31 protein-coding genes are annotated in these 26,996 nt (G+C 37.5%); 22 read left to right on the top strand and 9 right to left on the bottom strand.

All coding sequences use genetic code 11. From position 1 onward, the window contains the following. From O3607_RS04675 to O3607_RS04750, 16 genes are all read left to right on the top strand, one after another. The gene (locus O3607_RS04675; protein ID WP_371443423.1) at positions 1–999 is read left to right on the top strand and encodes a hypothetical protein; all 999 of its coding nucleotides are present in this window, start codon (positions 1–3) and stop codon (positions 997–999) included. Between the two features lie 3 nt (positions 1,000–1,002). Continuing rightward, positions 1,003–1,395, top strand: a complete 393-nt coding sequence (locus O3607_RS04680) for a hypothetical protein (RefSeq protein WP_371443424.1) — start codon at positions 1,003–1,005, stop codon at positions 1,393–1,395. Next, a complete protein-coding gene (locus O3607_RS04685) occupies positions 1,395–1,556 on the top strand; it encodes a hypothetical protein (RefSeq protein WP_371443425.1) in 162 nt (53 codons plus the stop codon). The genes O3607_RS04680 and O3607_RS04685 overlap by 1 nt, the downstream gene beginning before the upstream one ends. Before the next feature lie 82 nt (positions 1,557–1,638). Next, the gene (locus O3607_RS04690; RefSeq protein ID WP_371443426.1) at positions 1,639–1,872 is read left to right on the top strand and encodes a hypothetical protein; all 234 of its coding nucleotides are present in this window, start codon (positions 1,639–1,641) and stop codon (positions 1,870–1,872) included. A 1-nt stretch (position 1,873) separates the two neighbouring features. Next, positions 1,874–2,683 (top strand): hypothetical protein, encoded by an 810-nt coding sequence (locus O3607_RS04695; RefSeq protein ID WP_371443427.1) that lies wholly within the window; start codon positions 1,874–1,876, stop codon positions 2,681–2,683. Between the two features lie 13 nt (positions 2,684–2,696). Then, complete coding sequence (locus O3607_RS04700; RefSeq protein WP_371443428.1) at positions 2,697–3,035, top strand: hypothetical protein; 339 nt, start codon at positions 2,697–2,699, stop codon at positions 3,033–3,035. Then, positions 3,001–3,333 (top strand): hypothetical protein, encoded by a 333-nt coding sequence (locus tag O3607_RS04705; RefSeq protein WP_371443429.1) that lies wholly within the window; start codon positions 3,001–3,003, stop codon positions 3,331–3,333. Before O3607_RS04700 ends, O3607_RS04705 begins: the two co-directional genes overlap by 35 nt. Continuing rightward, on the top strand, positions 3,330–3,848 hold the full coding sequence (locus tag O3607_RS04710) for an N-acetylmuramoyl-L-alanine amidase (RefSeq protein WP_371443430.1): 519 nt from the start codon (positions 3,330–3,332) through the stop codon (positions 3,846–3,848). The genes O3607_RS04705 and O3607_RS04710 overlap by 4 nt, the downstream gene beginning before the upstream one ends. Positions 3,849–3,851: 3 nt before the next feature. Beyond that, positions 3,852–4,325 (top strand): hypothetical protein, encoded by a 474-nt coding sequence (locus O3607_RS04715; protein WP_371443431.1) that lies wholly within the window; start codon positions 3,852–3,854, stop codon positions 4,323–4,325. Between the two features lie 423 nt (positions 4,326–4,748). Further along, the gene (locus O3607_RS04720) at positions 4,749–4,949 is read left to right on the top strand and encodes a helix-turn-helix domain-containing protein (protein ID WP_371443491.1); all 201 of its coding nucleotides are present in this window, start codon (positions 4,749–4,751) and stop codon (positions 4,947–4,949) included. A 97-nt stretch (positions 4,950–5,046) separates the two neighbouring features. Further along, entirely contained in the window at positions 5,047–5,511 is a 465-nt protein-coding gene (locus O3607_RS04725; protein WP_371443432.1) for a Panacea domain-containing protein, read from the top strand. 1 nt (position 5,512) lies between these two features. After that, complete coding sequence (locus tag O3607_RS04730) at positions 5,513–5,965, top strand: hypothetical protein (RefSeq protein ID WP_371443433.1); 453 nt, start codon at positions 5,513–5,515, stop codon at positions 5,963–5,965. Between the two features lie 197 nt (positions 5,966–6,162). After that, on the top strand, positions 6,163–6,336 hold the full coding sequence (locus O3607_RS04735; protein WP_302745988.1) for a hypothetical protein: 174 nt from the start codon (positions 6,163–6,165) through the stop codon (positions 6,334–6,336). A 111-nt stretch (positions 6,337–6,447) separates the two neighbouring features. Then, entirely contained in the window at positions 6,448–7,332 is an 885-nt protein-coding gene (locus O3607_RS04740) for a Rha family transcriptional regulator (RefSeq protein WP_371443434.1), read from the top strand. Positions 7,333–7,784: 452 nt separating this feature from the next. Further along, complete coding sequence (locus O3607_RS04745) at positions 7,785–8,294, top strand: Panacea domain-containing protein (RefSeq protein WP_371443436.1); 510 nt, start codon at positions 7,785–7,787, stop codon at positions 8,292–8,294. Continuing rightward, positions 8,281–8,736, top strand: a complete 456-nt coding sequence (locus O3607_RS04750; RefSeq protein WP_316687455.1) for a hypothetical protein — start codon at positions 8,281–8,283, stop codon at positions 8,734–8,736. The genes O3607_RS04745 and O3607_RS04750 overlap by 14 nt, the downstream gene beginning before the upstream one ends. Before the next feature lie 295 nt (positions 8,737–9,031). Here the strand turns inward: O3607_RS04750 and O3607_RS04755 are convergent, their stop codons facing one another. The 7 genes from O3607_RS04755 to O3607_RS04785 all read right to left on the bottom strand — a co-directional run bounded on the left by O3607_RS04755 (position 9,032) and on the right by O3607_RS04785 (position 12,658). Then, positions 9,032–9,586 (bottom strand): hypothetical protein, encoded by a 555-nt coding sequence (locus O3607_RS04755; RefSeq protein ID WP_371443437.1) that lies wholly within the window; start codon positions 9,584–9,586, stop codon positions 9,032–9,034. Positions 9,587–10,151: 565 nt separating this feature from the next. Then, on the bottom strand, positions 10,152–10,730 hold the full coding sequence (locus tag O3607_RS04760) for a phage replisome organizer N-terminal domain-containing protein (RefSeq protein WP_371443438.1): 579 nt from the start codon (positions 10,728–10,730) through the stop codon (positions 10,152–10,154). 142 nt (positions 10,731–10,872) lie between these two features. After that, positions 10,873–11,058, bottom strand: coding sequence for a hypothetical protein (locus O3607_RS04765; RefSeq protein WP_371443439.1), 186 nt, complete (start codon positions 11,056–11,058; stop codon positions 10,873–10,875). Between the two features lie 4 nt (positions 11,059–11,062). After that, positions 11,063–11,239 carry a hypothetical protein gene (locus O3607_RS04770; RefSeq protein WP_371443440.1) on the bottom strand — a complete coding sequence of 59 codons (177 nt, stop codon included), beginning with the start codon at positions 11,237–11,239 and terminating at the stop codon, positions 11,063–11,065. Continuing rightward, positions 11,239–11,481, bottom strand: coding sequence for a hypothetical protein (locus tag O3607_RS04775; RefSeq protein ID WP_024065587.1), 243 nt, complete (start codon positions 11,479–11,481; stop codon positions 11,239–11,241). Before O3607_RS04775 ends, O3607_RS04770 begins: the two co-directional genes overlap by 1 nt. Before the next feature lie 295 nt (positions 11,482–11,776). Beyond that, positions 11,777–12,442 (bottom strand): BRO family protein, encoded by a 666-nt coding sequence (locus O3607_RS04780; RefSeq protein WP_371443441.1) that lies wholly within the window; start codon positions 12,440–12,442, stop codon positions 11,777–11,779. Between the two features lie 15 nt (positions 12,443–12,457). Next, on the bottom strand, positions 12,458–12,658 hold the full coding sequence (locus O3607_RS04785) for a helix-turn-helix domain-containing protein (RefSeq protein WP_371443442.1): 201 nt from the start codon (positions 12,656–12,658) through the stop codon (positions 12,458–12,460). A gap of 173 nt (positions 12,659–12,831) precedes the next feature. On the opposite strand from O3607_RS04785, the gene O3607_RS04790 reads away from it, so the two are divergent. The 3 genes from O3607_RS04790 (at position 12,832) to O3607_RS04800 (ending at position 16,494) form a co-directional block, all read left to right on the top strand. Then, positions 12,832–13,458 carry a helix-turn-helix domain-containing protein gene (locus O3607_RS04790; RefSeq protein WP_371443443.1) on the top strand — a complete coding sequence of 209 codons (627 nt, stop codon included), beginning with the start codon at positions 12,832–12,834 and terminating at the stop codon, positions 13,456–13,458. 20 nt (positions 13,459–13,478) lie between these two features. Continuing rightward, positions 13,479–14,633: a tyrosine-type recombinase/integrase gene (locus O3607_RS04795; protein WP_371443444.1), complete on the top strand. Its 1,155-nt coding sequence runs from the start codon at positions 13,479–13,481 to the stop codon at positions 14,631–14,633. 637 nt (positions 14,634–15,270) lie between these two features. Next, on the top strand, positions 15,271–16,494 hold the full coding sequence (locus tag O3607_RS04800) for an MFS transporter (RefSeq protein ID WP_195186201.1): 1,224 nt from the start codon (positions 15,271–15,273) through the stop codon (positions 16,492–16,494). Between the two features lie 181 nt (positions 16,495–16,675). On the opposite strand, the gene O3607_RS04805 is transcribed toward O3607_RS04800, so the two are convergent. Continuing rightward, a complete protein-coding gene (locus O3607_RS04805) occupies positions 16,676–17,473 on the bottom strand; it encodes a hypothetical protein (RefSeq protein ID WP_371443445.1) in 798 nt (265 codons plus the stop codon). Between the two features lie 143 nt (positions 17,474–17,616). Here O3607_RS04805 and O3607_RS04810 point away from each other — a divergent pair, with 143 nt between their 5' ends. Continuing rightward, positions 17,617–18,168 (top strand): GDSL-type esterase/lipase family protein, encoded by a 552-nt coding sequence (locus O3607_RS04810; protein ID WP_285365800.1) that lies wholly within the window; start codon positions 17,617–17,619, stop codon positions 18,166–18,168. Between the two features lie 150 nt (positions 18,169–18,318). Here the strand turns inward: O3607_RS04810 and O3607_RS04815 are convergent, their stop codons facing one another. Continuing rightward, positions 18,319–19,296, bottom strand: a complete 978-nt coding sequence (locus O3607_RS04815) for a hypothetical protein (RefSeq protein ID WP_060924486.1) — start codon at positions 19,294–19,296, stop codon at positions 18,319–18,321. 333 nt (positions 19,297–19,629) lie between these two features. Here O3607_RS04815 and O3607_RS04820 point away from each other — a divergent pair, with 333 nt between their 5' ends. Beyond that, positions 19,630–23,142, top strand: a complete 3,513-nt coding sequence (locus tag O3607_RS04820) for a PD-(D/E)XK nuclease family protein (RefSeq protein ID WP_371443446.1) — start codon at positions 19,630–19,632, stop codon at positions 23,140–23,142. Beyond that, positions 23,132–26,938: a helicase-exonuclease AddAB subunit AddA gene (gene addA / locus O3607_RS04825; protein ID WP_371443447.1), complete on the top strand. Its 3,807-nt coding sequence runs from the start codon at positions 23,132–23,134 to the stop codon at positions 26,936–26,938. Before O3607_RS04820 ends, addA begins: the two co-directional genes overlap by 11 nt. Positions 26,939–26,996: the final 58 nt, after the last annotated feature.

A 26,996-nucleotide genomic window follows, 5' to 3' on the forward strand; every position in this document is an offset into this window, starting at 1 on the left:
ATGGCACAATTTCCGGGACTTAGTTTAACACTACAAGGGAATAAAATGATTCTAAAATCATCTACAGGTAAAGTTGATGATAGATTGATTATTACAAAAGCAGTAATAGGCGATGGGCAATTAACAACAAATATTGAAAATTTAACATCGCTTGTTAGTCCTAAATTAGAAATTGGATTGAGTAATGTCAAAGAAGTGACAAATGGGCAAATGCAGTTACAATTCAATTTTGATAATAAAAAAGTTGAAACAGGTTTTTATTGGAGAGAAGTAGGTATCTATGGGAAAAATGGAGACAGTGGTCAAGAAAAACTCATAGGATATTCTAACGCTAGTGGATTAACCTCTTATATTCCAGATAAAACAAACGCAATTCCAATGCAGCGCTTATTAATAGCGTTAGGGGTAGGAGATAATCCTAATGTAAAAGGACTTATTGATTTATCAACGGCTATTACTAGGGAACAACTAGATGAATCTATTAAAGCTCATAATTCGGCTACAAATGCACATCAAGACGCATTTAATAAAAAGCTAGATACTACATCTAGCCAATATGCAAAATCAATTACTAAGCATAATCAAGGCTTGCAAGTAACAAAGGGTGATAATTCACAAGAAATTATTAACTTTATTACTTCTAACTACGACGATAGCGATATTAATAAAGTGCTTAACTTAGGAACTCTTAAAGGCATTTTAGGACAAGGCGCTATCGTAGCATCGAAACTGGATAGTGTTAATGGATATGTGAAATTTGTAAACGGCTTTATTATTCAATGGGGAATTACACAGTCAGACCCTGGTGCCGGTGGAGCGACATTTAATTTTCCAATTTCGTTCAAGACAACAAACTATATCGCAATAGCTAATGGCGACCAATCGGTTGTTAATCTTAGCGGAATTGCCACGTGGTCGAATGCACCAAACTATATGACGATTGACAATACTGACAGTAGATATATTGGCAAGTATCGAGTAATTGCTATGGGGGTATAAAAAATGAACCAATATGTATTCGTACTAAATGAAATGGGCGAGCGAATTACGTCCTTTGTTGATAATACAGTAACGCAAGAACAGTTGATAGCAACTGCAAAACAAGAGTGGCCGGATGCTGCTAATTTTATTTACTCCGCAGACGGCGATAACATGCTTGACGAGTTTATGCGAGGTAAATTATATGTAGACGGCAAGTTCGTAGAACCACAGCCAAAGGAACCTACTAAGGCTGAACAAATTGCCGAAATCAGAAATTACTACAACGGACGTTTTGAAACGCTAGAACAAATGGTATTAAGACGTCGATTGATTAACGGCGATATTGCTGACTTGCAAGAACAGTTTAAAAAGTTAAATCAAGAAATGGTATTAAAGATTAAGGCGGTGAAATAATGGAAGTGTTCGAAATTAAAAGTGATGTTCCTGTAATGAAGTTTTGCGAATTTTGTTATGCGACATTAAATGAAAATGGAACTTGCCCTACAGAGGGTTGCATCCATAATGATTTAATGGAATTGGACGAGGTAAACGAAAATGCTACCAGTCAAGCATAATCTATCTGGTATTAAGGGTGAGTTTATTACGCTGACTATCGGATATAACGGCACAGTAGAGGCCGAGGATTTGTTTTCATGCGTGAGAAAGTTTGCCCAAGACGAGCGGTATAGAGCTAAATTCAATATTGAAGTATCAAAGGATAATTTAACGGCCGATGAAAGCTGTAGAATTATCCTTTCTTTGGATACGAACGAACTATATGCCGGTAGGTATGCGTGGGACTTATTTATTTGGGCAGGTAGCCGTCCTATGAAATGTCTTGTTAAAGGGCAATTAACTATTCTTGAAGGTATTAGCAACAGAGGTAAATAAAATGAGCGAAAATACTATTAATATTTATATGGGTGCAGAAGATAAAGTAAACGTTAAAGATGCAACTCAAATTATTAAATTGCAAGGGCCAAAAGGCGACCCTGGTCCTAAAGGTGAAGATGGAGTACAAGGACCGAAAGGGGAGCCTTTACGTTTTGAGGATTTAACAGAAGCGCAAAAGCTTGAGTTAAAGGGCGAAAAAGGCGATAAAGGCGAACAAGGTATTCAAGGCCCAAAAGGCGAGCCTTTTAAATATTCTGATTTTACACCGGAACAGCTTAATGCACTCAAAGGCCCTAAAGGTGATACTGGGGAAAATGGAGAACCGGGCCCTAAGGGCGAGCCGTTTAAGTACACAGATTTTACTGAAGAGCAGTTAGCTGCTTTAAAAGGTGAACGAGGAGAAAAAGGAGAGACTGGTGAGCGTGGCCGTAAAGGGCCTCAAGGTGATAATGTAAACCTTGAAACAGTTAAAAAACTTAAAGATTTATTATTAGACAATAATGTGCTTGTAAAGAGTGATAGTCTTGAAGGCATTCTTCTTGAATACTTTGAAGCACAAAAAAATAGTAATACTGTTTACTTAATTGATGATGCAGGTGTTGCAGAACCGTATATCACAGTGAATGAAGGTAAAATAAATATTACATATGGAGTAACCTTGCCATTCCGAATTAATGACGGTGAAATTCAATATATGAGTATGGCAAATATATCCGTTCCTTTGCCATCTACAACAGAAAATACAACAATCAAATTCTATAGTGCACGAATGAAGTTGATGTACACAAAAGTTATAGAAGTATTATAAGAAAGGAGTGCCTATGTGGACTTGGCAGTTTGAGTTGAACGACATATTAACCACATTATCTATAGTTGCGGTCGTGGCCGGACTTGGATATAAAGTGTTGGTTATTCCGCTTCTTGAAAAACTGGACCTTCAAAGAATGCAAGACAACTTGATGTTTCAAGAAAAAATGGGCGTTCTTACTGATACGTTAAAAGACTTGAAAGATGAGATTAAGCTTTCACGTGAGCAACGCACCAAGGCATACACGGAACATATAAAATTAACATCTCGGGTCGACGGCATAGAAGCTCGTGTTGATGATATAAAGGAGGAATTACATGAACATACCACCAAAGCTCATCAATACAATTAAAAAATCATACCAATCTGTAAGGGTGGCTAATATTCACCCTACAGGTATATTCGCTACAAGGGCGCTAGTATTTATTATGCTAGTGCCTATTTTATTGGTAATAGCGCAGTATGTTATGTCATTTGTTAGCGGGTACGTATCTGACGAGGCGAACAAGCTGATTAATGTAGGGCTTAATATCATAGATCATATATTCATCCCTAGCGTATTAATGGCTGTTGTAGGTTTCTTAGGACTTTGGTTAGACAAAAATAATAATGGTATTCCTGATAAATTAGAAGAGGAGGATAAACGATGAAAGTATTTATTAATCCCGGGCATGATATTAATTTAGATAGTGGCGCAGTCAATCCTGTGTATGGTACACGTGAATGTGATGTAGCTCGTGATGCAGGCAAGATGTTGGCACGCTATTTAGAAACCGCTGGGTGTGAAGTTAAAGCACTTCAAAATGATGATTTAGGCCTTGTATGTGAAACCTCTAACGAATGGGGAGCCGATATATTTGTATCGCTTCACTGTAACGCTTTTAACACGCAAGCTAGAGGTACAGAAACCTTGTACAAGTCTTTTAATGGGCAACGATTGGCGAACGATATTCAAAGTCAAATTATCCGTAGCATTAATACAGTTGATCGTGGTATTAAAAAACGTGATGACCTTTGGGTGCTAAATGGTACAGATGCAACTGCAGTATTAGTTGAAATGGCATTCATTGATAACGAAGATGACCATGCTGTGCTAACTAATGATTTAGACACTATCGTACGTGCCATTGCTAGGGGAATTACTGACTATGCAGGAGGGGTATAATGTATGACAAAATCAAAGTATTATTTGATAACACTACTTACCGCTATATTATTATCGGTGGTATTGGGGTCCTCATCTGCCTTTGCATCGGATATATCTTCTATCAGCCAAGCGGAACCGACTATCAGCGTACCCTTAACGCAGTGGAACGAGCTCAAGAAAAACAACGAGAAAGCACTGAGCTTAATCGAAGTATCCAACGTTCCATTGAACGAGGTGCAGAACTTAGCAGTGAAGCAAAAGGAAGAATTGAACGAAGCACACAATACAATCACCAAATTAGAGAACGAATTGAACAAAGCCAAAGCGGACTTAGTGAAGCAAGAAGTTACCTTGAACGAAATGCAGAACTCTTTGACCGAATTGAAAGGACAAATCGACAACGACAAGAGAACAATCAAACGACTACGGATGCAGCGCAACCTATCTCAGATGGTAGGAGCGGGGGCAATCATTGGAGTAGTAATTCATCGATGAATGAGAGGTGATCCATACATCTCCATAGCGTGTAATGGTGGATACACGCAAATATAAATAAAAGAGCTTACTAACTTAGAAAATATCTAGGTTGGTAGGCTCTATTTTTATTTGTAAAAATCAAAATAAATACTTGCCTTTATACACGATATAGGGTATAATAAAAATGTAAGGAGGTGATAAAAGTGGACATAATAGAAAAGCTAACAAGTTTAGCGAATGCGTTAACGCCACTGGTACTGGCACTAGCAATACTGAAACTTGTTAGCAAGGAGTAGTAAAAAGCCGGCGGGTGAAAGCCCCGCCACCTTTTCAACATCATTGTAAATCAACGAGGTGAATTATGCAATATTTAGAATGGCTGATTAATATAGTAACTATTATTGTTTTGATACTAGCAATTAAACGTTTAGTTAGAGGGTGATAAAATTGAAATTTGAACTAGATGATATTATGACCACACAAGAGGCTGCAGAGCGCTGGAATGTTACTGCTGACTCATTGAAACAGAATTGTAGAGGTCGTGTAAAGAATGGATTTAAAGAAGGCGAGTTTAAGAAATCGGGTAAGAACTGGCTTGTAACAAGGCAAGGGATGGAAAGACTGTATGGTAAAGAAGCATAAATAAAGATTTGCCTTTTCATCATTTCTTCATGTATGATTAATGAAAGGATTATAAACTAATCTTAACAAAGGTTGTGATGTTAAGGAGGCAAATATTATGAAAGGAAAAGGACAACAAAGTACTATCTATGATGTTGCAAAATACATAATTGATAACTTTGGACCAATGTCAGCAATGAAGCTACAGAAGTTAGCTTTCTATTCGCAAGCAATGGCATTAGTGTGGGATGATGTTCCTATCTTTGAAGATGATTTCGAAGCATGGCCTAAAGGTCCAGTTTGTAGAAAGCTATTTCAAATGCATAAAGGTATGTTCATGATTGAGGGTTCAGAGTTTTTAGAAAGTTATGAACCAGATGTTAACAGAATATGTGATGATCATAAAGCTACTATAAATGCAGTTTGTAATAGTCTTAAAGATGTATCTGGATATGATTTAAGCCAAATGACACATTCGGAAGCACCTTGGGTAGATGCTAGAGGTGGATTACCAGCTGGTGCACATTGCGATACTATTATTACTAAAGAATCCATGGAAGAGTATTATCAAGGAAATTGGTAATATGGCAAATAAAAAAGGTAGAGAGATAATAAAGAGTTCTGAAAAACCAATCTCTAAAATACGTAATTTTGATACAGAGTTATTTAAATGGTCTTTTAAATCATATTACAGTGAACATAAATGCTGGTGTGAGTTAGGTGGGAATGATGTTATTACTAATATTATTCATAAACTAGAGGACTATTCTACACAAACATGGTCTGAAGTAAAATCTGCATCTGGTGGAAAACGTAAAAATGGTGGGAGTAATAGCCACTATATTCCAGCTATTAAATTGCCAAAAGACTATCAAGAGAAATATATCAAAGATGGATACATGAGAAATTTTGAACAAGTGTTCTCGTTACGATTAGCTAGTAAAAAGAGATTAGTTGGATATGTATCAAATGGAACGTTTTTTCCGCTATGGTATGATAAGGATCATTCCGTATTTCCAGTTAAGGATAAGAGATAATAAATAATAAAAGTTAAAGCCACTGCACAGATGATGCGGTGGCTCTTTTTATCGTGAAAGTTTAGTGGAACAAAATTGTGCCACCAAATTTTAGTAGCTGAAAATTCGGCCACTAAATTTTAGTTTAAGAAAAGTTTATTTGACTTATGCACGTGCAAAATATATTATATATGCAAGGGCATAAGTGAGGTGATAAGATGGAAAAACGAATGGGTCGCCCACCCAAGCAAACTCAATCAAGAAATAAAAGCCTAAATATTAGATTAACTGATGCGGAGTTGAATATGATTAATGGATGCGCTCAACGATTAGGTATAAGCCGAACAGATGCTATTATTAAAGGAATTGAATTGATTGAGCAAAAAAAATAAGACACAGCCACCGTGGAAAGTTACTGTGTCTTACAGGAGCGAGAACAATGTTCTCTATGAAATATTATATCATGAGTGCATTGTTCCTTTAAAGACTAAGGAGCTAAAATCATGAAACAATTAGTAGTTATTCAAAATAATCAAATCGTAGTATCTAGTAAAGATATAGCAGACCATTTTGGCAAACAACACAAAGATGTTTTAGAAAATATCCATAATATTTTGGCGGCGGAAAATTCCGCCACCAAATTTTACCAAGAAACTACATATCAAAATCGTGGGAAAGATTATAAAGAATACTTTATGAACCGTGATGGTTTTTCACTACTTGCTATGGGATTTACAGGAAAGAAAGCATTACAATGGAAGTTAAAATATATTGAAGCTTTCAACGAAATGGAAGAAACATTAAAACAAGGCTATTTAGAAGATCCTGTAAATCAAAACGAACTACATTGTAAGACATATAAAGGTGTACCTGTCATAACCATTGGTGATTTTGCAGAAATAGTAAAAAGAAATAGAACAAGTATTCTATGGCATTTAAAAGATAAAGGCTTGCCATATCAAATGTTAGAAAAGGAAGAAGTAACCGCTTATAAGCATGAAAATAATATTCCTATGCATAGTGCGGTTTCACGATTAATTGTATTCACAGAACCTACGGCATATAAACTAACTTGTATTATGTACAATAATGTAGATCCTATTAATTTAGAAATTGCTAAATACTTTAATAGGCAACCTGTAGCACCAGTTAAGTCTGTAGTGCCGATTGAAGAAAAAATAGGCATTGATTATGATTGTGTAAAAGAGTACATAGAGGAAATGGAAACAAACATATCTCTAATAAGAGGGATGGTGAAACATTTAACAGAGTTTAAACGTACAAGAGAAGAACACAAATATCAAATGAAACTAATTCGTGAAATAGGATTTAACATATTTGATGGCACAGGGGACTTAGAAAAAGTGGTTAATAGCCGTATTCAATAGAAGAAAATAACGCTTGCCCCCTTTTTGCCACCTTATATCATAGTATAAATCAAATCAATCATATTATCTTATGTTTGTGGCGGTTGACCCACCCTCTCCGCCATTTATTTTTATGAATTTTAATGACTATCAAAGAATATGAAAGAGTATATAAAGTTAGATAATACCTACATTCTTGATACTCTTAGATATTCATGAGTAGTCTATTGTTTTGATATAATTTGCCCCCTTTTTTGCCCCCCTAAAATTTTGTGGTAAAATAGAGGTGAAAGCAGTAACTATAATGTTTTCAAAATCATATAATCACTCTCTAACTCTTTAGGTTCTATCCTAAAGAGTTTTATTTATATGGATTATTAGTGATTGAATTTCATCGTTTCTTCATGTATTATTAATTTACAAAGTATAAAATAACTTAAAATATAGGTGTATGAAGGAAGAGGGTGAGTTAAGTGGTTGAGGTAACATCTAGTACTGTAAAAAAAGATATGTCTAATACCTTTACTGATACTAGTAGACATGCAAAAACTATAGCGATGTGGTTTTTACAACGTAATAAAAGAGAGCAAAAGGATAATTTCGATGTAGAGGGTATATCTAATTTAAAATTACAAAAATTATTATATTATGCATATGGTTGTTATTTGGCATCAACTAAGAAACGTTTATTTAGTGAACATCTTGAAGCGTGGCAACATGGCCCTGTAGTTCCTGAGATTTATGATATATATAAGCATTATGGTGCAGGTTCTATAAATTCTGATTCTGATTCTAAAGTTGAACTTGAAGATGAAATTACAGATGTTTTAGAGTGGGTATATAATGAGTTTGGTCAATTTACAGCATGGGCTTTAAGAAATCGAACTCATGAAGAACGTCCATGGCTTGAAACTGAACAGAGTCAAACTATTTCAGATGATTTGATTTATGAATATTTTGTAGATAAATATGTCGAAATTTAAGGCAATTAATTCAGATGTTCCTAAATACTCTACCTCTAGTCAGAGTTCGTGTGGCATTAGTTCTCCTAGAATTATAGTCTCTTTTGCTCATGTGACAGAAAACAAAGATTATAATTTTAACTATTTTAAAAACAATCGTGCCAGAGATAACTTAGATGCTCGAAAGGAACTTGATAAATTATTAGCATCTATGACTTCTAAAACTTGGCGTGAGGCTGGTGAATTGAGAAAAACTGATTTAGGTGGGTATGAAATAATTCCTTTTGATCAGTTTAAATCTATTCAAATAAAACACATGTCGGTTGCTAAAGATACTCCGATATATATTTTTCGATTTAATTCGCAACAATATAGATTATGTGGTATTAAAGAGAAAAAATGTAACGTATTACACATAATTGCATATGACTTTGATCATAGTTTATATGATCATGGTAGTTAAGTTTAAGGTCGTCACTAAATTGTGATGACCTTAATTGTTGTTATAAAAGATTTATAGTATTTTTGCTATTGTAGATATAACCTTATATGTATGTTAAGGAGAATGTTAGCTTTTGTTAACTTTTTATAGGGAGCGTTACAAGGTAACAGTCATGTAACAAGTATGTAACAGTTATGTAACTATGTTACCAGCATCTATCTTATAATAGATAACCTTAACTTTTATTAACCCTTTTTAGGGTATCTGAAATATTAGGAAATTAAGTTATTGATCTATGATGTGAGAGATAGAACAGTTAGCTTTTTATATATAGTTTTGCTTGCTCTACTGTAGGTAATTCAATAGACCTCTTTACTATTTCCTTGATTATACGGCTTGTTTTTGTTGTGCTAATGTTTGTTATTTCGTCTATATAGGCATCAATGATATATCTAATATCAGAATAGGGTAGGGCAGTTATATCTTGTAAACGCCCTTTGATATATGACCGCATCAATACAATATTAGCGAATTTGATGCCAGTATCTTCGATTTTAACAAGTTCATCAGATAAATCATGTTTCTTATTGGTATGTGTTGAAGTTCTTCCGTAGGTTGATATTTTGGCAGTAGGGTTATAATGCTTGATAATTTCTTGTAACTCTAGGTACTGGTTATTAAGTTTCTTATAGCTTGATAATACGGCTCTGATGCGGTAATTTTCACTTGCCTTAGGTGTAGTATTATGATTGATTGTGATATTGTCCGTAAAACGGAAAGTATAAGAGGGAGTTTTAGGCGTTTCTTGTCGCTCTATTTCTCTTTTTAGTACTTGTTCTTCTCTGTATGCTCTATAGTCGCTTGCGTTCATTAGTACCTGCCTTGTTATTTAATAGTGTTGTATACATAGTGGTTCCATTTTGGATACACTTTGGTTCCATATTGGATACATAATTTTATTCTTGTTATTAAAATCTTGATAGGTGGTATAGTGGTTTATCTTTGGTTGCCGTATGGTTGCCAGTTGGTTGCCATATGGTATACCAGTAGTTGTATAACAGTAGTATCTATTATACTGTTAATTAATATGAATAATACCTTTGTTTGTTCTTTATTATACATTGGCAAGTGTTAATTATCGTTTTAATGATAGATCATTGAGTAGTATTAGATATAAAAAATAGGCGAGCATTATAACTCGCCTTATTTAGTATACTCCCTCTTAATAATCTCCCTCTATATCTCTTTCTTTTTTTTTATTCTTCTCTTCTCTTTTCTAATTCTTAATTTTTTTCTTTTTCTTTTTTTACTCTATATCTAAATCTACTCTATTCTATTCTATTCTTATTCTGTAACACATTCATTACGTTTCGTAACATTTTGTTACATATCGTAACATATGGAATGAGTAGAGGTAGTGAAGATATAGATAGTTACTAGGATAAAGTGCTTTTTTGTTGCTTGTTGCGTTCCCTTGAATTTCTCATTCTTGTTTTAGCATCATCGACCCCAGTATATGTGTTGAAAGATTTTATATAGATCGTTTCCTTATCATCTATTAGTGTAATTAGATTATACTTTTCTAATACTTCGATTAATTCCGTACATTCTTCTATATCTCTATCTAAATGCAGGCTTATTTCTTCGTTTAAACTTATTCCAATACCCTCATAGCATATATAACCATTACATTTTAAAGCTAGAGTAATAAGTTTGATGTATAGTAATATGAACGTATCGCCCTTAGGTAGCTTTGATAGTCGCTTAATGCCAATATCATCAAAGAAATCATGTTTAAACTTCCACCAAAAGTATGCTTGTTTATCATCTTTGGTGAGTTCTTTTTCTTGCGTATCGTCTACTACATTATCATCATATATAGGGGGTAACCCTTTTTCTTTTCGCATTTGATTGTGTATTACTTCAAAATTACATTTTTCACCTGCTTGTATTTGTTGATTGTACTTTTTTTCTGCTTGTTCACGTATAACATCATCTTCACATAATACCGACATATAATCACCTCTATTTGTATTCACTAGAAATAAAATGTATGTTAAGATAGAGGAAAGGTAGTACTATTTGCGTAGATATAGCCTTTCCAGTTGCCTATGATATTAGCCGTATCATGGGCTTTTTTTATTTGTGTAGTCATAATTAGTGTTCCTTTGTTTCCGCCATTTCAAATACACCTCGTTCAAAGGCTTTCAAGGTTACAAGGGCAACTAATTCATATACATCTAGTAGATTGTTATTGTATTTATCAATATAGTCTCTACCCATTTCACATAGTTCATATTTAATCTTAGTGCTATCTAGTACGGCTTGCATTTGTTCGTTCATGGTATTACTCCTTATTGACTGGATCTATATAACATTTAATATCGGTAGTTTGTGTACATGTATCTTCGTTGAATGTAGTTTTAAATGTGATAACCGCATCAAGGTCGAGGTCATTAAGACCGATAACAATTTTATTTGTAGTATTTTTTTTGATTGTAATATTGTGTTTAGCTTGTTCCATTATGCTTTAAGTCCTTTCAAGTCTTGTTCTTTAAGATAGTTTGTAAACATTTGTACATCAATTAGTACGAGGTTTCTATTTAGACGAGTAATGCAACTCTTATAGTTATCATCAAGTAGTATTTTACTGATAAGCCGTGTTACTGTACTCCGACTAATGCTAAACATGGTTACAATGTCTTTAGGTTGTACCATGATAGGTTCAAAAGTTCCTGCTCGTGGAATAGAAATGTCAGTGTTCATATAATTTTTACCTTTCTTGAAAAAATAAAATTCATTTATTTAGCCTGTATGCTCGTTTTTGTATATGTCTTGATAGATTATACCTAACAAGATTTAAAAGACGATTTAGAGTGAATTAGGCTATGTAAATCAAAATTATTGAAGTGTGATATATGCAGTAATTATCTATATTTGTAGTACTTTTTAATGTGGTTATTACTGAATATCTGTGAGTATCAATGTTAGGATATATTACTAAAGCTGGTGAGGTAATTATATGATTGAAAATAAAATGCCTTAGTAACATATATCATTGTTAGTCAGTTGATAATGCTAATTTAATTTCTTGATAGCACTTGCCCTCATTTAATAGGGCTATAGTTTTATGTTCTAAATGTTCTAATTTATGAATTTCTTCCGCCGTCATATCTACTTTATGTGTAACTCTGCCGTTTGATGCGGTTTTTATGAGTAGATTGTTAAAGTTTGTAATAGCGAACCGCCTTTTATCTTCGGTTTTCTCTTTGTATATAGGGCTATTGAATACCGCATCATGTAGCATCTTTTGTAGATCTTTACTTTCCGTATGTACTACTATATCGTGAATTAAAGCGTTTTCTAGCTTTTCGATATAGCTATAAAGCCATTTTCTAAAATCTTTTGCAACTTTGGTACGAGAGATACACCCAATTTCAAATATACCTTGTTTGGTAAATAATCTAATTTCTTGATATTGCTTTTTCTCTTTCTGTGGTACTGACGTTTCGTCCGTACCATAATTACGAACAGGAAGTGAAGTTATTGTAGAATATTCATCATCTAACAGGTATGGGTTACGTTGTATTAGTTTTTCAATACCATTCTTGCTCTTATATCCAAAACCAGTAGCTAATTCATTAATAGTCATGAAAATATCTTTTCGCTTTGTACTGTAAAATGAGAAAATATTTCCGCCGTAGTGTTGTGTTGTAATTAATTCCATACGATCACCTCGATTTTATTCAAATAATTCTGTAACAGGTTTAGAGAGTGCATCGGCTATTTTGTTACAAGTACTAACTCTAACAGATTGATGTTTACATAAAATTTTATTTAATGTTGTAAAAGATACTCCTGCTCGTGTGCATAGTTCAGTTAATGTATAGCCATTTTCTAATAATGCTTTTTTAAATGCAGGCTCGATTATTGTGAATTTCACTAAAATACCCCTTTCTTGCGTTATGAAGCTTGAAAATAATAAAATAATTTCGTTTTGACTGTACAATCTATAATACGATAATACAACTTTATGAAGTTATTGTCTAGTCAAAGTGAAAAAAATCTTGAAAATTGTATAGTCAAAATGGTATTATTGCCATAAGAGGTGATTATATGATTTATTCGAAATTATCAAATTTGATGAAAAGAAAAAGGCTTACAATAACAAAATTAGCTAATGATACAGGAATAAGTAGAACAACACTAACTTCGTTGTTTCATAATACAGGTAATGGTATTCAATTCGATACATTAAATGTACTGTGTAAATACTTTAATATATCAATAAATGAGTTATTAGTCTTTGTTCCATATACTGTTGAAATAAAATTAGAAGATATTGGAGAAGATAGTTTTTTATCTAATGATGATTGTTCAGAATGTACCAATAAAGGAAGAATAGTATTTACTAATGTTGGTGGAAATGAACAAGCATCTTATTCATTTACATCATTAATTACAGTTTTAGATAAGATTGACGATGTAACTATAGAGTGTGATATAGATGAAGAGAATATATTTGCTTATCAAGAATTTATAGCACATTTTTCCAGTGAAGTTTACGATATCATTATGGAAATGATGATAGAGAGTATAGAGGAAACTATACAGAAAAAGCTATCTGATATTAATAATGACTGGCATTATTACAATTACAATACGTTCTTAAATTATTTCGATCAATGGGATAAATGGGAAATTTATAACTTCTTATTCGATAAGATGAATGGAACAAAGTAAAGCCTAAAAAAGGCGGTACTATGTGGATAGAAGAAAGACAAAGTAAAAAGGGTACACGATATAAGTATTGTGAACGCTTTGAATTACCGAATGGCGAGATACGGAAAGTATCTGTAATTTTTAATACTAATAGTAGTCATGCACGCAAGCAGGCAACAATAGAATTACAACGCAAGTACGAGCAGGCGGTAAAAGAGATTGATATCAATAAGGTAGTAACTTATTATGATGTGGCTATGTCATGGCTTGAACATACTGAACCGACTGTAAAACGATCTACACACATAAACCATACAATTTATGTAAACAAGATTTTCTCATACATTGATAAGTCGTTACCTATTGCGGACTTAACGGCGGTTACACTAGAAGATGTATTACATAAAGTCTATTATGTAGAAAACCTTTCATACTCTTATACAAGGGCTACATTTACAACGATGAAAGCCATATATAAGCACGCTAAACGGAAGAAATTAATACCTAGCCTTATTGATTTTGAAGATATTGAAATAAAGAAAAAGCCTTTTAGCCATTCAGATATAGCTAAAAAGCAAAATAAATTCCTTGATGCGGTTGAGTTGAAAGAAACACTAATGCAATTATCAAAAATTGATAGCCGTATTAGTTTATTGTTTGAGTTCGTTAGCTTAACAGGTTTACGCATTGGCGAATTGCTGGCGTTACGATATAGCGACTATGACAAAGAAAACGCTACTATAAATATAAATGGTACAATTCAGTACGATTATAAGAATAGTAGCGAGATTAAGAGGGGAACACCTAAAAATATATATTCAGTTCGTGATATATCCTTATCAGATAGGGCAGTTAGTATTCTTGATAGTATCATGTTAGAGAATAAACGGCGGTCGCTATGGTTCGAGGGATATATAGATCATGGATATATCTTTACTTCTAGCCGTGGTAACCCTTATGATATTCAATTCTTGAATAGGAGATTGAAAGGCGTACATATTGAGGGTAAACACTTAACTACTCATATCTTTAGACATACACATATAAGTATGTTAGCGGAGTTAGGCGTACCACTTAAAACAATTATGCAACGTGTAGGACATAATGACCCTAATACAACGCTTAGTATTTACACTCATGTTACTAAATCAATGCACGATGATGTGATTAATAAGCTAAACCATAGGCAAGCATAGAGGGGGAATGTGTATAATATACTCCCCCCCTAGGTATCAATTATTTTTTTAGAAAAAGTTACAAGACCGTACTGCTCACCACAATTTACATAATATTCCCTAGTAGGTCATGCATGCGAATATATATTTATATGTATTGTGCTTGTTGATGCGGTATAGGACATTTGACGGACATTTAAAAGACATTTGTCTTATGTCTTAGTATTTGCCCCCTTTTTTGCCCCCTAACAGGTAATCAGATAAACAAATCCAGTATTTATCTGTAGTAATTGCTCAATACCTACTATCTCCGCCACATTAGAAAGCCCTTTAGGTTATGCCTAGAGGGCTTTTTATTGTATGATGATAGAGTAACTAGTATATAAAAAATTTAGTAAATAAAAAGTAGGATTATTGCTGCTGTACATAAAGGTACAGGTAGTCAGACCAATAATCCTACTTTTATTTTAAGATAGGTGATATAAATTTATTTGTCAAGAATGTAGACTAAAAGCTAGGTATATATTATGTGCAATTATAGCAGATTGGTAATTGAGAAGCTGTGATGGGGATTTTAAGAATCTTTGAAGTTTGTAAAATATCCTGTATTTATAGTATGATATCTTTATATGTTATTTTTCTGTAGAAAGGAGCTCGTATGAATCGACTTAGTTTCTCACGAACTCAGATTTTAATTCTTGTTAGCGTGTGGCTAACATTTTTGATTAGCTTTGTTATGCGTTTATCTTGGGCGTCCTTGATGCCTATCGTTAATGAGGCCTTGAGTTTTACTCCTCAAATGGGTACGGCTTATTTATCCGCCTTTTATATGGGCTATGCTATCATGGTTCTACCAGGTGGTATCTTAGCGGATCGCATTGGTTATCGTTACACCATTTTGGTAAGCTTACTTGCCATGGCAGTTATTACGGCATTGATGAGTACTATAGATAATTATACCTATGGATGGGTATTACGTTTCTTATTAGGTATTGTATCTGGTCCGGTACAAGCATCTTGTTTAAGTGCTATTGGGGATTACTTCGGGCCTAATCAACGTGGTGCAGCCGTAGGCATCTTCATGTCCTGCACATCCCTTGGATTGACTACTGTAAACCTTTATGCACCATATGTGGCAACTAACTATGGTTGGCAAAATGCATTCCTTTTGACAGCAGTATTACCAATCCTTGTTTTTATTCTTAGCTACTTTACGGTTCGTAAGCCAAGTGCTGATATCTTAGCTCAACGGGAAGCAGAGGTGAGTGCTGCATCTGCTCATATAGGGGAAAAGACTTCTTTAAAGGAAAACTTGTTACATGTTCTGAAGAATCGCAACATTTGTTGTCTTGCCTTTGCAGGCTTCTTTGCAACCGGTGCTACCTGGGCGGTGGCTCAATGGTCAAACTTGTACATGGTTAAACAGCTCGGCGTTAATGCCATCTATGCAGGTCATGTAATGTCTGCCTTTGGTTTAGCCGCGCTTATTGCGAAACCGACTATCGGTATTTTGTCTGATATCTTACCGATTAAGAAGAACCATTTGGTGGCGCTTGTTATGTTCTTATTTGCACCAGCATTGATCCTCTTTGCGAGCACCACAAATCCAGATATGCTCTTTATAACAGGTCCAATTCTTGGTATTGGTGCTTTCATGCATAGTGCTTTAACAAATGCTCTCGTAATTCAATCTGCAGCACCTCATTTACGCGGTACAACTGCAGGCTTTGTAAACTTGTTTAATCAGATCGGCGTTATGTTGGCACCTATGATTTTAGGTAGCATGTTAACAGCTACAGGCAGTTATCAATCTGCATTGATGACCCTTGCCATTGCACCAGTTATCGGTGCTATTGCATTGTTCTTTGTACGTCTTAAATAATGTGAAAGCATTATACAATAGGTTCCGCTGATTGTATGGAAATAAAATATGAAACAAAAGAGACTGAATTAGCTCTCCCAAATGAACTGCACCCCAAAAATTGGACACAATTTTTGGGGTGCAGTTCATTTGGGGACAGTTCAGTCTCTTTTTATACGTTACGAGTAACTATATTTTTTGATTATGGCTTTTGCGGTGCGTGATAATCCGGTTGCGGTCTCCAATCACTCATAGGTGTATTGGGATCGGGCATGTCCTGATTTTGAATGTCGAGAATCCAATCACTAGGTCGAGGCCCTTGAGGCGGTGGTGGCGGAACGGGTCCATACATACCTAATTTAGAAGGAAATAGCCGTGGTTGATTAGATGTATAAGGAGATTCTAATTGGTTTAGCGGTTTATAGATACCTTCTGGTGGCTGAACTCCAAATAATGGCCTACCTTCTGTTGGAGCCGGTGTACTTAATGGTTTATATGGACGAGGTGGTACGTATGGGTTCTTAGATGTATAGGTAATACGCTCTAATTCCAATGCATTATGTAAAATAAATTGCCCTATTTCAGCTATAGGAGAACCCTTTGTAGCGACGTGAGCACCTGTAGATAGAACAGAACGCTGATTATTAGCAGTTCCTATAGGTGCGCCATTTACTTGGTAGAATTTCGCCGGTGTTACATGCCAATCCATAAGATAAATATCTTTAGATGTATTACCACGATGGTATGTATAATTAGTTGAATAATCAGCAATAATATTTTGCTTTTTATAGAGACTAATTGTACGAGCGTGAAGCGTACTATATGTAGGACCTGACTGTGCTAGGCTAAGTGTACTTAAGTCGATATACACAGTCTCCGAAGGGCTATTATAAGCAACTTGGTATTGAGTAGGCTTGTTCTCTAATTCATATTGTGAAATCGCACTAGCTGATTGTAATGTTGCTAATGCTAGTATTAAAAAGGGATATAGTTTTCTCATCTTTGACCTCTCTTATGTGGAATTAGTATACCATAGTCAAACATGTAATTCTATAAAAAATGCATATAAAAATCCATAGTATGTATATTGTATATAATTGTCATTTTGTTATATGATTAATGCATAGTATAGGAGGTCTAGATATGGAAATTATCTGTTTTGGCGATAGCATCACCCGCGGTTATGATGTGCCTTATGGCCAAGGTTGGGTTGAAATTTGTGATGCATCTATAGAGGGTGTACATTTTACAAATTATGGTGAAGACGGCTGCTCCGTTCAGGGCATGATTTATAACATTGAAAAATGGCTACCTACAGCTGTAGCTGATTCCACGCGTCATATCTTCTTAATGTGTGGTACTAATGATATTTTGCAAGGTCGAGATAGTACATATGTGTTCAAGACCTTGGTGAAAGCTATTGAAGTAGCGAGCACAAAGGGGAAGGTTATTATTGGTTTAGAAACACAAATCGATAGTGATATGGATGGACTCGACATTGTGGTGCGAGAGGTCAATGAACAACTGAAAGCCTATGCTAAAGAGCATGATTTGAAGGTTATAGACTTTTATACATCATTATACGAAGCAGATCAAATCGGTCAAATTGTCTTTGCCGGTGAAGTACATCCTAATGCACGAGGCTATCGTTTGATGGCTTATAAAGCGTTAGAAGTATTTACAAGATTATCGTAAAAAATAAATCTAAGAATTCAATTGGTAAGATGCATAAAAAAGCCCCGAATGAGATATCTCATTCGGGGCTTTGGTGATTTATATAGTCTTCATGTGTGAAAGTTTATAGCCTTCACGTTATAGTTAATTCGTAACGAATTATAGTTAGAATTAGCGAGTACGTGCGTTAGATACGCGAGCAGATTGTGCAATTGCGTATGCAGTACCTTTAACTAAATCGTAAGCATCAGCAGTGTTGCCAGATACTGTTACAGCTGCTACAGTGTCGTCAGTTACTGCGAACAATGCAGTTGCGTAAGGGTGTTGTGCACCGTTTGGAACAGTTACAGCACCAGATTTAACAACGATGTAACGGTTGCCGTTGTTGAATACGTCATATTGAGCAGCTTGTTTTACACCATCATAGCTTTCATTGTAAGCGAACAATGCAGCTACTTCACCGCCTGCTACTTGACCAGTTTGTTGCATGGAACGCAATTTAGCAGCTGCTACAGCTGTTGGTTGAGTCATGTTAACAGTGATGCGTAAGGAGTTGTTGTTTACAACTGCTTCAGTGATTACGTTTGTAGAGAATACATTTGCAACGCCGTCGCCAGCACGGTTGTAGGAGCTAGCAGTTTTCACTTGGTAGCCGTTAGTGTATGCAGGCAAGTCGTAAGTGTAAGATTTGCCGTTCAACAACAAGTCGAATGCGTTTAATTGGTTAGTTTTATAACGGGAAACGTATGCACTGCCGTTGCCATTAGCTGTTACAGCAGTTACAGTTTCTTGGTATACAGGTTGGTAGCTAGGTGCGATAGGATCCATGATTTGAAGACCTACAGCTGTTGTTTGAGGCGCTACGAAAATTGGATCGCCTAATTCTTTAGATACAGGCATTTGTTGAGCCATGTCACCTGCTGTGTAAGGTACCGCTGGTAATGGTTTGTAACCAGGGCGTGGTGCGCTTGTTACATAACCAGATTGGTACGCTGGTGTAGCTGCTTGAGGTGCAGCGTAAGTATATTGCTCAGCTGCAGCGCGTTCGTAAGCACGTGCATTAGCATCAACAGATGCTGCGAAAGCAGAGAAAGACATAGTTGTAGCTGCAAATACTGCGAAAGCAGCTGCTAAATGTTTTTTGTTCATAATAGTTCACTCCTAAATACATGATTTTACAAATAACACAAATACTAAAATGTATTATATATGAAATTCTGTTAATTGTAAATAAAATATAAATTTTTTTCTTAATTATAAACAAATATAATCAGATGAGTCAAATATTGTACAATTAGCTTAAATTTACCCCAGAATTAAGCACAGAATGTCATATTACTATATAATAATACTTATGTATAGTAATATATTATATCGAAAAAAATAGTTTTAGGCTATACCTAAGAACAAGAAATATATAAATAAGATGAAATTTGTGAATTATATAAATTGAGATGGTGAAAGTTTCACTAGGGAGGTCTCATGAGTATTAGCGTCTATTATGGACGAGCAGGATCAGGCAAGACACGTGCCGTATATGAACGGATACGTCAAGTCATGACCGATTGTCCAGGGGAACCCATAATCTTACTCGTTCCTGAGCCAGCTACGTATAGGGTAGAGCGAGAGCTGGCAGAATTTATGCCTGAAAAAGGCTTTACTACGGTTCGCGTCGTAGGTTTTGGCCGTTTGGGTTACCAAGTATATCAATCCATAGGGTCCAAAGGGGCCGGTCAATCAAGCTTATCTAGCTTTGGCCGGTCTATGTTGTTGCGCCTTGTTATGAAGCGGAAACAAAAGGAACTAGGCCTATTAGAACAGGCTACTAAACGTCCTGAGTTTTCTTCTGTATTGCAACAGCTCTTTTCTGAGTTTCGTGCATTCCGCGTCGGTCCTAATGACCTTGCACGTGGGGCACAGTCTGTTAAAAATAAAGTATTACAAAAGAAATTGCGCGAACTTGCCATTTGTATGGCTGCCTATGAGGAGGAAATCAGTCGTCATGGGGAGCGCGACATCGATCCAATTATGGAAATTGTTGAGGCTTTGCCCCAATCTCCTCTGATGGAAAATAGCCATGTCTTTATCGATGGTTTTCATTGGTTTACACCTACACACTACGAGTTGATTTATACCTTGTTTGATTTGGCTAAGGAAGCAGTTATTACCATCGACTTGCCAATGGATCCAAAGGCATTAAACCTAGCACGTCGAGGGGAACACCTCTTTAGCCGTCCTTTAGAAATATACGATACCTTACTGGCTCGTTATGGTTCTAGTATTAATTGGGTTGGTTTTGACGGGAAACGGGGCCCTCAAATCGTACAAGAATTAGAATCTAATTACTTTACTAGTCCTAGTAAGCAAAATTCTATTGATACTACTATTCCACTCATACGTGGTTACAACCGAGAACGAGAAGCAGATGCAGTAGCACGTCGTATTTTAGCTTATGTAGAATCTTCTCCAGAGGCTCGATACCGCGATGTGTGTATTATGCTTCGCGAGTCGGAAACTTATGGAGATACCTTAGAGAAGGTCTTCGGTCGTTATGGTATTCCGCATTTTATCGACCGTCAGCGGCCTATGAAAAATCATCCATTAGGCGAGTTGTTGACGGCACTCTTTGATATTGTGCGCCATAGTTACAGTCGAGACAGCATGTTCTTATTGCTTAAAACAGACTTGATGCCTCTTTCCCGTGAGGCCGTAGATGAATTAGAAAATTACGTACTCGAGTTTGGTATCGACCATTATAAATGGGAACGTGAAAGCTGGCCCTATTTACGAGGCTTTCATGAAGGGCAAAATGAAGAAAGTCATTCAGATGCACCGCGTAGAGCTCGTGTTAACAAAGCAAGGCAAACCATTATGGACATTCTATCCCCATGGTTTGACTTTGCCGCTCATAGCGAAGGTCATACGGGCGCTGATTGGGGGGCGCAGCTGTATGGTTTGTTAGAAACATTGCAAGTGCCTGAGCGTCTCTATGAATGGGCAAAAGATGCAGAAACGGTGGGGGATCAAGAGTCGAAAGCCAGCCATGAACAGATGTACAATGCTGTTATTTCTTTTATAGATGAAATCTCTATGGTCATGAAGGATGAAGTGTTGACCCTAGATGAGATGATGTTGCTCCTCGAAGAAGGATTGAGCGATGTAAATTATTCTATGATTCCTCCGTCCTTAGATCATGTGGTAATCACCACCATCGAACGTGGTTATAGCCAATGGTGGCCTAAGGTATTCGTCATGGGCCTCAATCAAGGCATATTCCCACAAAGCATGGGCGATGAAGGTCTTATTAAGGATAAGGAACGCCAAGAGTTAGCCGATGCAGGTATTACCCTTGCTGAAGGTGCTTTGCCGAAGGCTTTCAACGAGAATTTCCTATTATACCTAGCTATGACGCGAGCATCCGATTCCTTGACGCTGTCCTATGCAAGTTCTGGCGAAGATGGAACCGGTCTTGAGCCATCCCTCGTGGTGAAACGACTAGAATCCCTTGGTTATGTAGATAAGGCGGTAGATATTCCACTCTCCATTACACCTGATACTGAGTCGGATTATGTATGGAGACCTTTACAGAGTTTGTCCCTATTGTCTGAGCGCTGGGGCGCCCTCTTTAGTGGGCATGAGGTCAATCCATTGTGGTGGGGCCTCTATAACTGGGCTCGTGAAAGCGACACCTACCGTCCTCGTTTAGGTGAGGTGTCTCGTGGTATTCGAGATAATAATGATGTACCTGTCATTACAAAGGATTTAGTGAATGGATTGTTCCTATCTAAAGGCTATATGTCTGGTTCTGTAACGCGTCTAGAGAGATATCAGCAATGTCCGTTCAAGTTCTATGCTCAATATGGTTTAAAACTAGAACCGCGTCGGGTGCGCTCCTTTGGAGCCCCTGAAATCGGTACATTCCTTCACGCTAACTTAGAGCGTTTAGGTAATTATCTATTAGATCATAATAAACAATGGCGTGACCTTAACGAAGAGGATCAACAAAATTTGTGCCGCTCCGTAGCGGAAGAAATTTTACAAGAAAATCAGGGCGGCGAGGAAACGAGTGATGCCTACCAAAAGGCAATCGAGCAGCGTGTACAACGAACATTACATGTGACGGTAGACCGCCTTGTGGAGTGGTCGAAGCGCAGTGATTTTGATACGAAATACTTAGAGCAAGATTTTGGCCGTCAAGGAGGCTGGGATCCAATTCGGGTACCACTTGGAGAAGACCGTTATTTACGCCTCATCGGTCAAATTGACCGTATCGATGAATATACAAGGGATGGTCAAACCTATGGCATGGTTATTGACTACAAGTCGGGCGGCGCACACGTAACGGCGCAAGATGTATACTATGGCCTTAAACTGCAGCTTATGACCTATCTATTGGCGTTAGAATCTGCTTACGGTAAAACCCGAGGCGAATCTATAGCTCCCGCGGCTGTGGTGTATTCCTATGTGAAGAACCCTAAAATTCCTGCCGATGCTCCTATATCTTATGAAGATGCAGTATCTTTAGCTAAGGAAAGCGACGCGTGGAGAAATAGTGGGTACTTCTCAGACGATGTTGAGTTGTTGACGCATATTGATAATAAGTTCTTATCCTATGGTCTTAAACAAGGCCCATATGTGCCAATTGCAACGACGAAAGATCAAACCATTTCTAGGAATGATTTGCGCAAGGTTAAGAATCCAGGTGAATTTGATGTGATGTGCCGCTACACCAATCATGTAATGGCTGACATCGGCCGCCATATTGGGGACGGTCAATTCCCAATTCAACCTTACCAGTTAAATAAGAATAGACCTTGTACATACTGTGATTACAATACTGTATGCCGTTTTGACTCTAGTCGAAATCGATATAATTATTTGTCTAAACTGTCCGAAGCTGATGCGTTAGAACGGATGAAAGAGGCTCTAAACGACGGAAATAACAGTAGCGATAGAAATAATAGTAACGAAGGAGGTGAAAACCATGGGTGTTAAATGGACGCCAGAGCAGGAGTCTGCTATCATAGCTCCTAAGGACTCGTCCTTAGATAATCAAACCTTACTAGTAGCGGCTGCGGCCGGTTCAGGTAAAACGGCAGTTCTTGTAGAGCGTATTATTACGCGTCTTAAAGACATGGATAACCCGTTATCCGTTCAAGAGCTCATGGTTGTAACCTTTACGAAGGCGGCAGCTCAAGAGATGAGCGCTCGTATTGGTCTTGCTTTGGCGAAAGCCATGGAATCCACCGAGGATGCAGCCATGCAAGAGCGCCTTGAACGACAGCTTAATCTGTTGCCATCTGCTCATATTTCTACATTGCACTCATTCTGCCAATGGGTGATTCGGTCTTACTTTTACAAGCTCGATATTAACCCTACTGCTCGCATCGGTAACGAAGCAGAAATGGCATTGTTACAACAAGAGGTATTAGCTGATTTATTGACTAAATCTTACGAAGAAGGCCTTTATAATATCTATGAATTAGCGGATTTCTTCAGTGATGATAAATCGGATGCAGGCTTAACGGCGAAGATTATGTCTTTATATAACTACGCTATGTCTCTTGCTAATTCTGACGGTTGGTTACGAAAAGCCTTAGAGCCTTATAAAGAGGCCATGACTGTAAATCCCAGTGAGACCCTATGGGGCCAATATATGTGGGATCAACATGTAGCTGTTATTGACCGTATTCGCGAGCGCTTAGAACGGATGGAACAAATCTTGCTCGATCCAGTAGGGCCTCATAAATGGCAAAATATTTATGATAACCAACTAGCCGCACTAAGCATGCTTTCAGGGGCTGAAACTTGGGACGATATGGGGGGAGCTTGTAAACATACGGATACCTTTATAAAAGACCGCTTTAATAAACTTGGAGAAGAGGTTGACCCTAGTTTACAAGCAGAGTTTAAATCTTTAGGTTCCCAAAATAAAGATGACCTTAAAGCGATGCAAGCTGCTGTATTCACAGTGCCGGAAGCTACCTTACAAGAGCAGTTCAAGGCTCAATATCCAATCATCGAAGGTTTAGTAGAGCTCACGATTGCGTTCCATAAGGCGTATCGGGATATGAAACAAGAGCAAGGTATCATGGACTTTAGTGACTTGGAGCATCTATGTTTAGCTCTTCTTGTTGAGCCGGGCACAGAGGATGATCCTCAGCCGTCTGATGTAGCGAAGGAACTGCAAGATACTTTCAAGGAAATCATGGTCGACGAATACCAAGATACGAACGGCGTGCAAGAGACGATTATCAATTTGATTTCTCGCGTCGATAATCGGTTCTACGTAGGGGATGTGAAACAAGCGATTTATAGCTTCCGTATGGCGGACAGTTCTCTATTTATGGAGAAATACAATACCTACGGCGGTACTGATGCGGTAGAACGCCGTATCGACCTAGCAAAGAACTTCCGGTCTCACGAAAATATTTTGGCCGCTACGAACTTCTTCTTCTACCAAATTATGACAGAAGAGGCAGCGGAGCTCAATTATACAGAGGCGGAATCCCTTATTCCTGGCCGAATCGTTGAGGATGCACCGGAGGATTGGATTGGAGGAGACGTGGAATTGCAGCTCCTCGATGTGAGTAAGGATACCCTCAGTGCTAGTGAAAGCGACGAGGACGAAGGGGGTGACCCTGAAAACAACGAGCGTGAGCTAGATTTCATCATTCAAAAGATTAAGGAAATCCACGGTGCTAAGAAAAAGGTGCAAAATCCAGATGGTACGTTCCGTCAAATCGAATGGCGTGACTTTGCTATTTTGCGCAGATCCTTGGCTGGTTGGGGGACCCGTGCCGTAGAGGCCATGCGCCAAGCGGGTATCCCTGCGGTGGTAAACGAACGAGATGGTTACTTTGAAGCACAAGAAATTCAGCTCTTACTAGCATTGTTATCCATCATAGATAATCCGGAGCAAGACTTGCCGATGGCGGCGGTATTGCACTCTGGCCTCGTAGGGCTTGATGCAAACGAACTAGGTGCACTGCGCCTATCTGGTGAGGGTTCTCTGTGGTCTCTCATGCCAGCCTATGCTGAAGAGGCTCAAGATGAGCGTTTATTAGCTTTTATTGACCATATGGAGCGGTGGCGCACCTTGTCGCGCCGTCACGGTGTAACAGATTTGCTATGGGATATTTACGAATCTCAAGACTATGTTAACTATGTAGGTGCCATGCCGAATGGTCTCGTGCGCCGTGCGAATGTGCTTGCCTTATACGACAGAGCAAAAGGCTATGAGGCCTCTGGCTTCCGTGGACTCTTTAGATTTTTACGCTTTGTGGAAAGCTTGCGCGATAGTAACCAAGATATGCCCCTAGCTAATGTGGTAAGCGAAGCGGATAATGTAGTACGCCTCATGACCATCCACAAGAGTAAGGGCCTTGAGTTTCCTGTAGTATTCTTATCCGGGGTGCAAAAGGGATTCAACATGATGGACCTTCGTTCAGAACTCCTCATCGATAAGAATGCAGGACTTGGTCTTAAGGGATATTTCCCAGATATTCGGGTATCCTTCCCAACTATGCCGTGGTTCTATATAAAAGATGTAAAGGAAGCGGCCCTCAAAGCAGAGGAAGAACGGATTCTATACGTAGCCTTAACACGGGCACGAGATAAGCTGATTATGACAGGTCATTTTAAAGGCTTTAAAAATGCTAAAGGTAAGTTGAGTACCTTAGGTGAACTCATTAAAAATGCAGCGTCAGTAGAAGGTCAACAATTGCCGACGGATATTATCACCCAAGCCAATACGTACTTAGATTGGCTCATTATGGGCTTTACTCGTCATTTGGACGGTGGTAACCCATTGCGCGTAGCCATTGAGTACGAAGGACCGACCTATTTTGACTTACCAGATAAAAAATGTCGCATCAAGGTGGAAATTCATGATGGCTCTCTCTATGGTGACCTCGATTACAAGGCAGATATCGATGAAACTACCATCAATAAGGTATGCGAGTTGAAAGCAGTTAATGATGTAGAATTGCCACAGGAAATCGAAGACCGATTCAACTATACCTATCCGTACAGCGATGCTACGCGGCGCACGGCTAAGATTTCCGTCAGTGAATTAAAACGACGATTCCAAGAACGGGAACTTGAAGCAGGCACTATTGATACCCTAAACGAACCAATTGTAACGGTCGATACAGGGGCTAAACGAGCCGTTTCAGATGCAATCTTAGGTCAAGCCATTAAGCTAGATGTTCGTAATGCTGATGATTTAGCGAATTCTGTATTTGGTCGTAAGCCGCAAGCATTGCAGTCCGAAGAGGATGTGTTGACAGGGGCTCAATGGGGTACCTTGATGCATGAGGCGATGCAATGGCTTCCTCTTGCACAGTATACTCAAGCTTCTTTAACGAAAGAGCTTGATGCACTCGTAACGAAAGGGACTTTCACAGAGGAAGAACGAAATTTATTGAGCGATACAAGCCTCTATAAATTCTTTAGTTCTGACCTTGGGAAGCGTCTTATCAATGCGAAGCGCATCGAACGTGAATTGCCGTTCAGTATGCTTTTTGAAGGAAAACGCGTATACGATACCTTAGAGGACGGCGAAAATCTATTCCTCCAAGGTATTATCGATACTGCCTTTGAAGAAAATGGTGAGTGGGTTCTTGTAGATTACAAGACGGATCGCGTCAAATCTGGGGGAGACCTCATCAAGCGTTATAAAATACAAATGGATCTCTATAAAGAGGCATTACAGCGATTGACAGGGATGCCTGTGAAAGCATCTTATATCTATAGCTTCCGTTTGCATGATGCTATCATCATAGACTAGCCTTGTAAGTATGTGCTTAACTTAGTGCTATGCATGAGAAATATGCAGGGACTAGGTA

It is taken from the genome of Veillonella sp. 20925_1_51, assembly GCF_041431445.1.
Classification (GTDB): Bacteria; Bacillota; Negativicutes; order Veillonellales; family Veillonellaceae; genus Veillonella; species Veillonella nakazawae.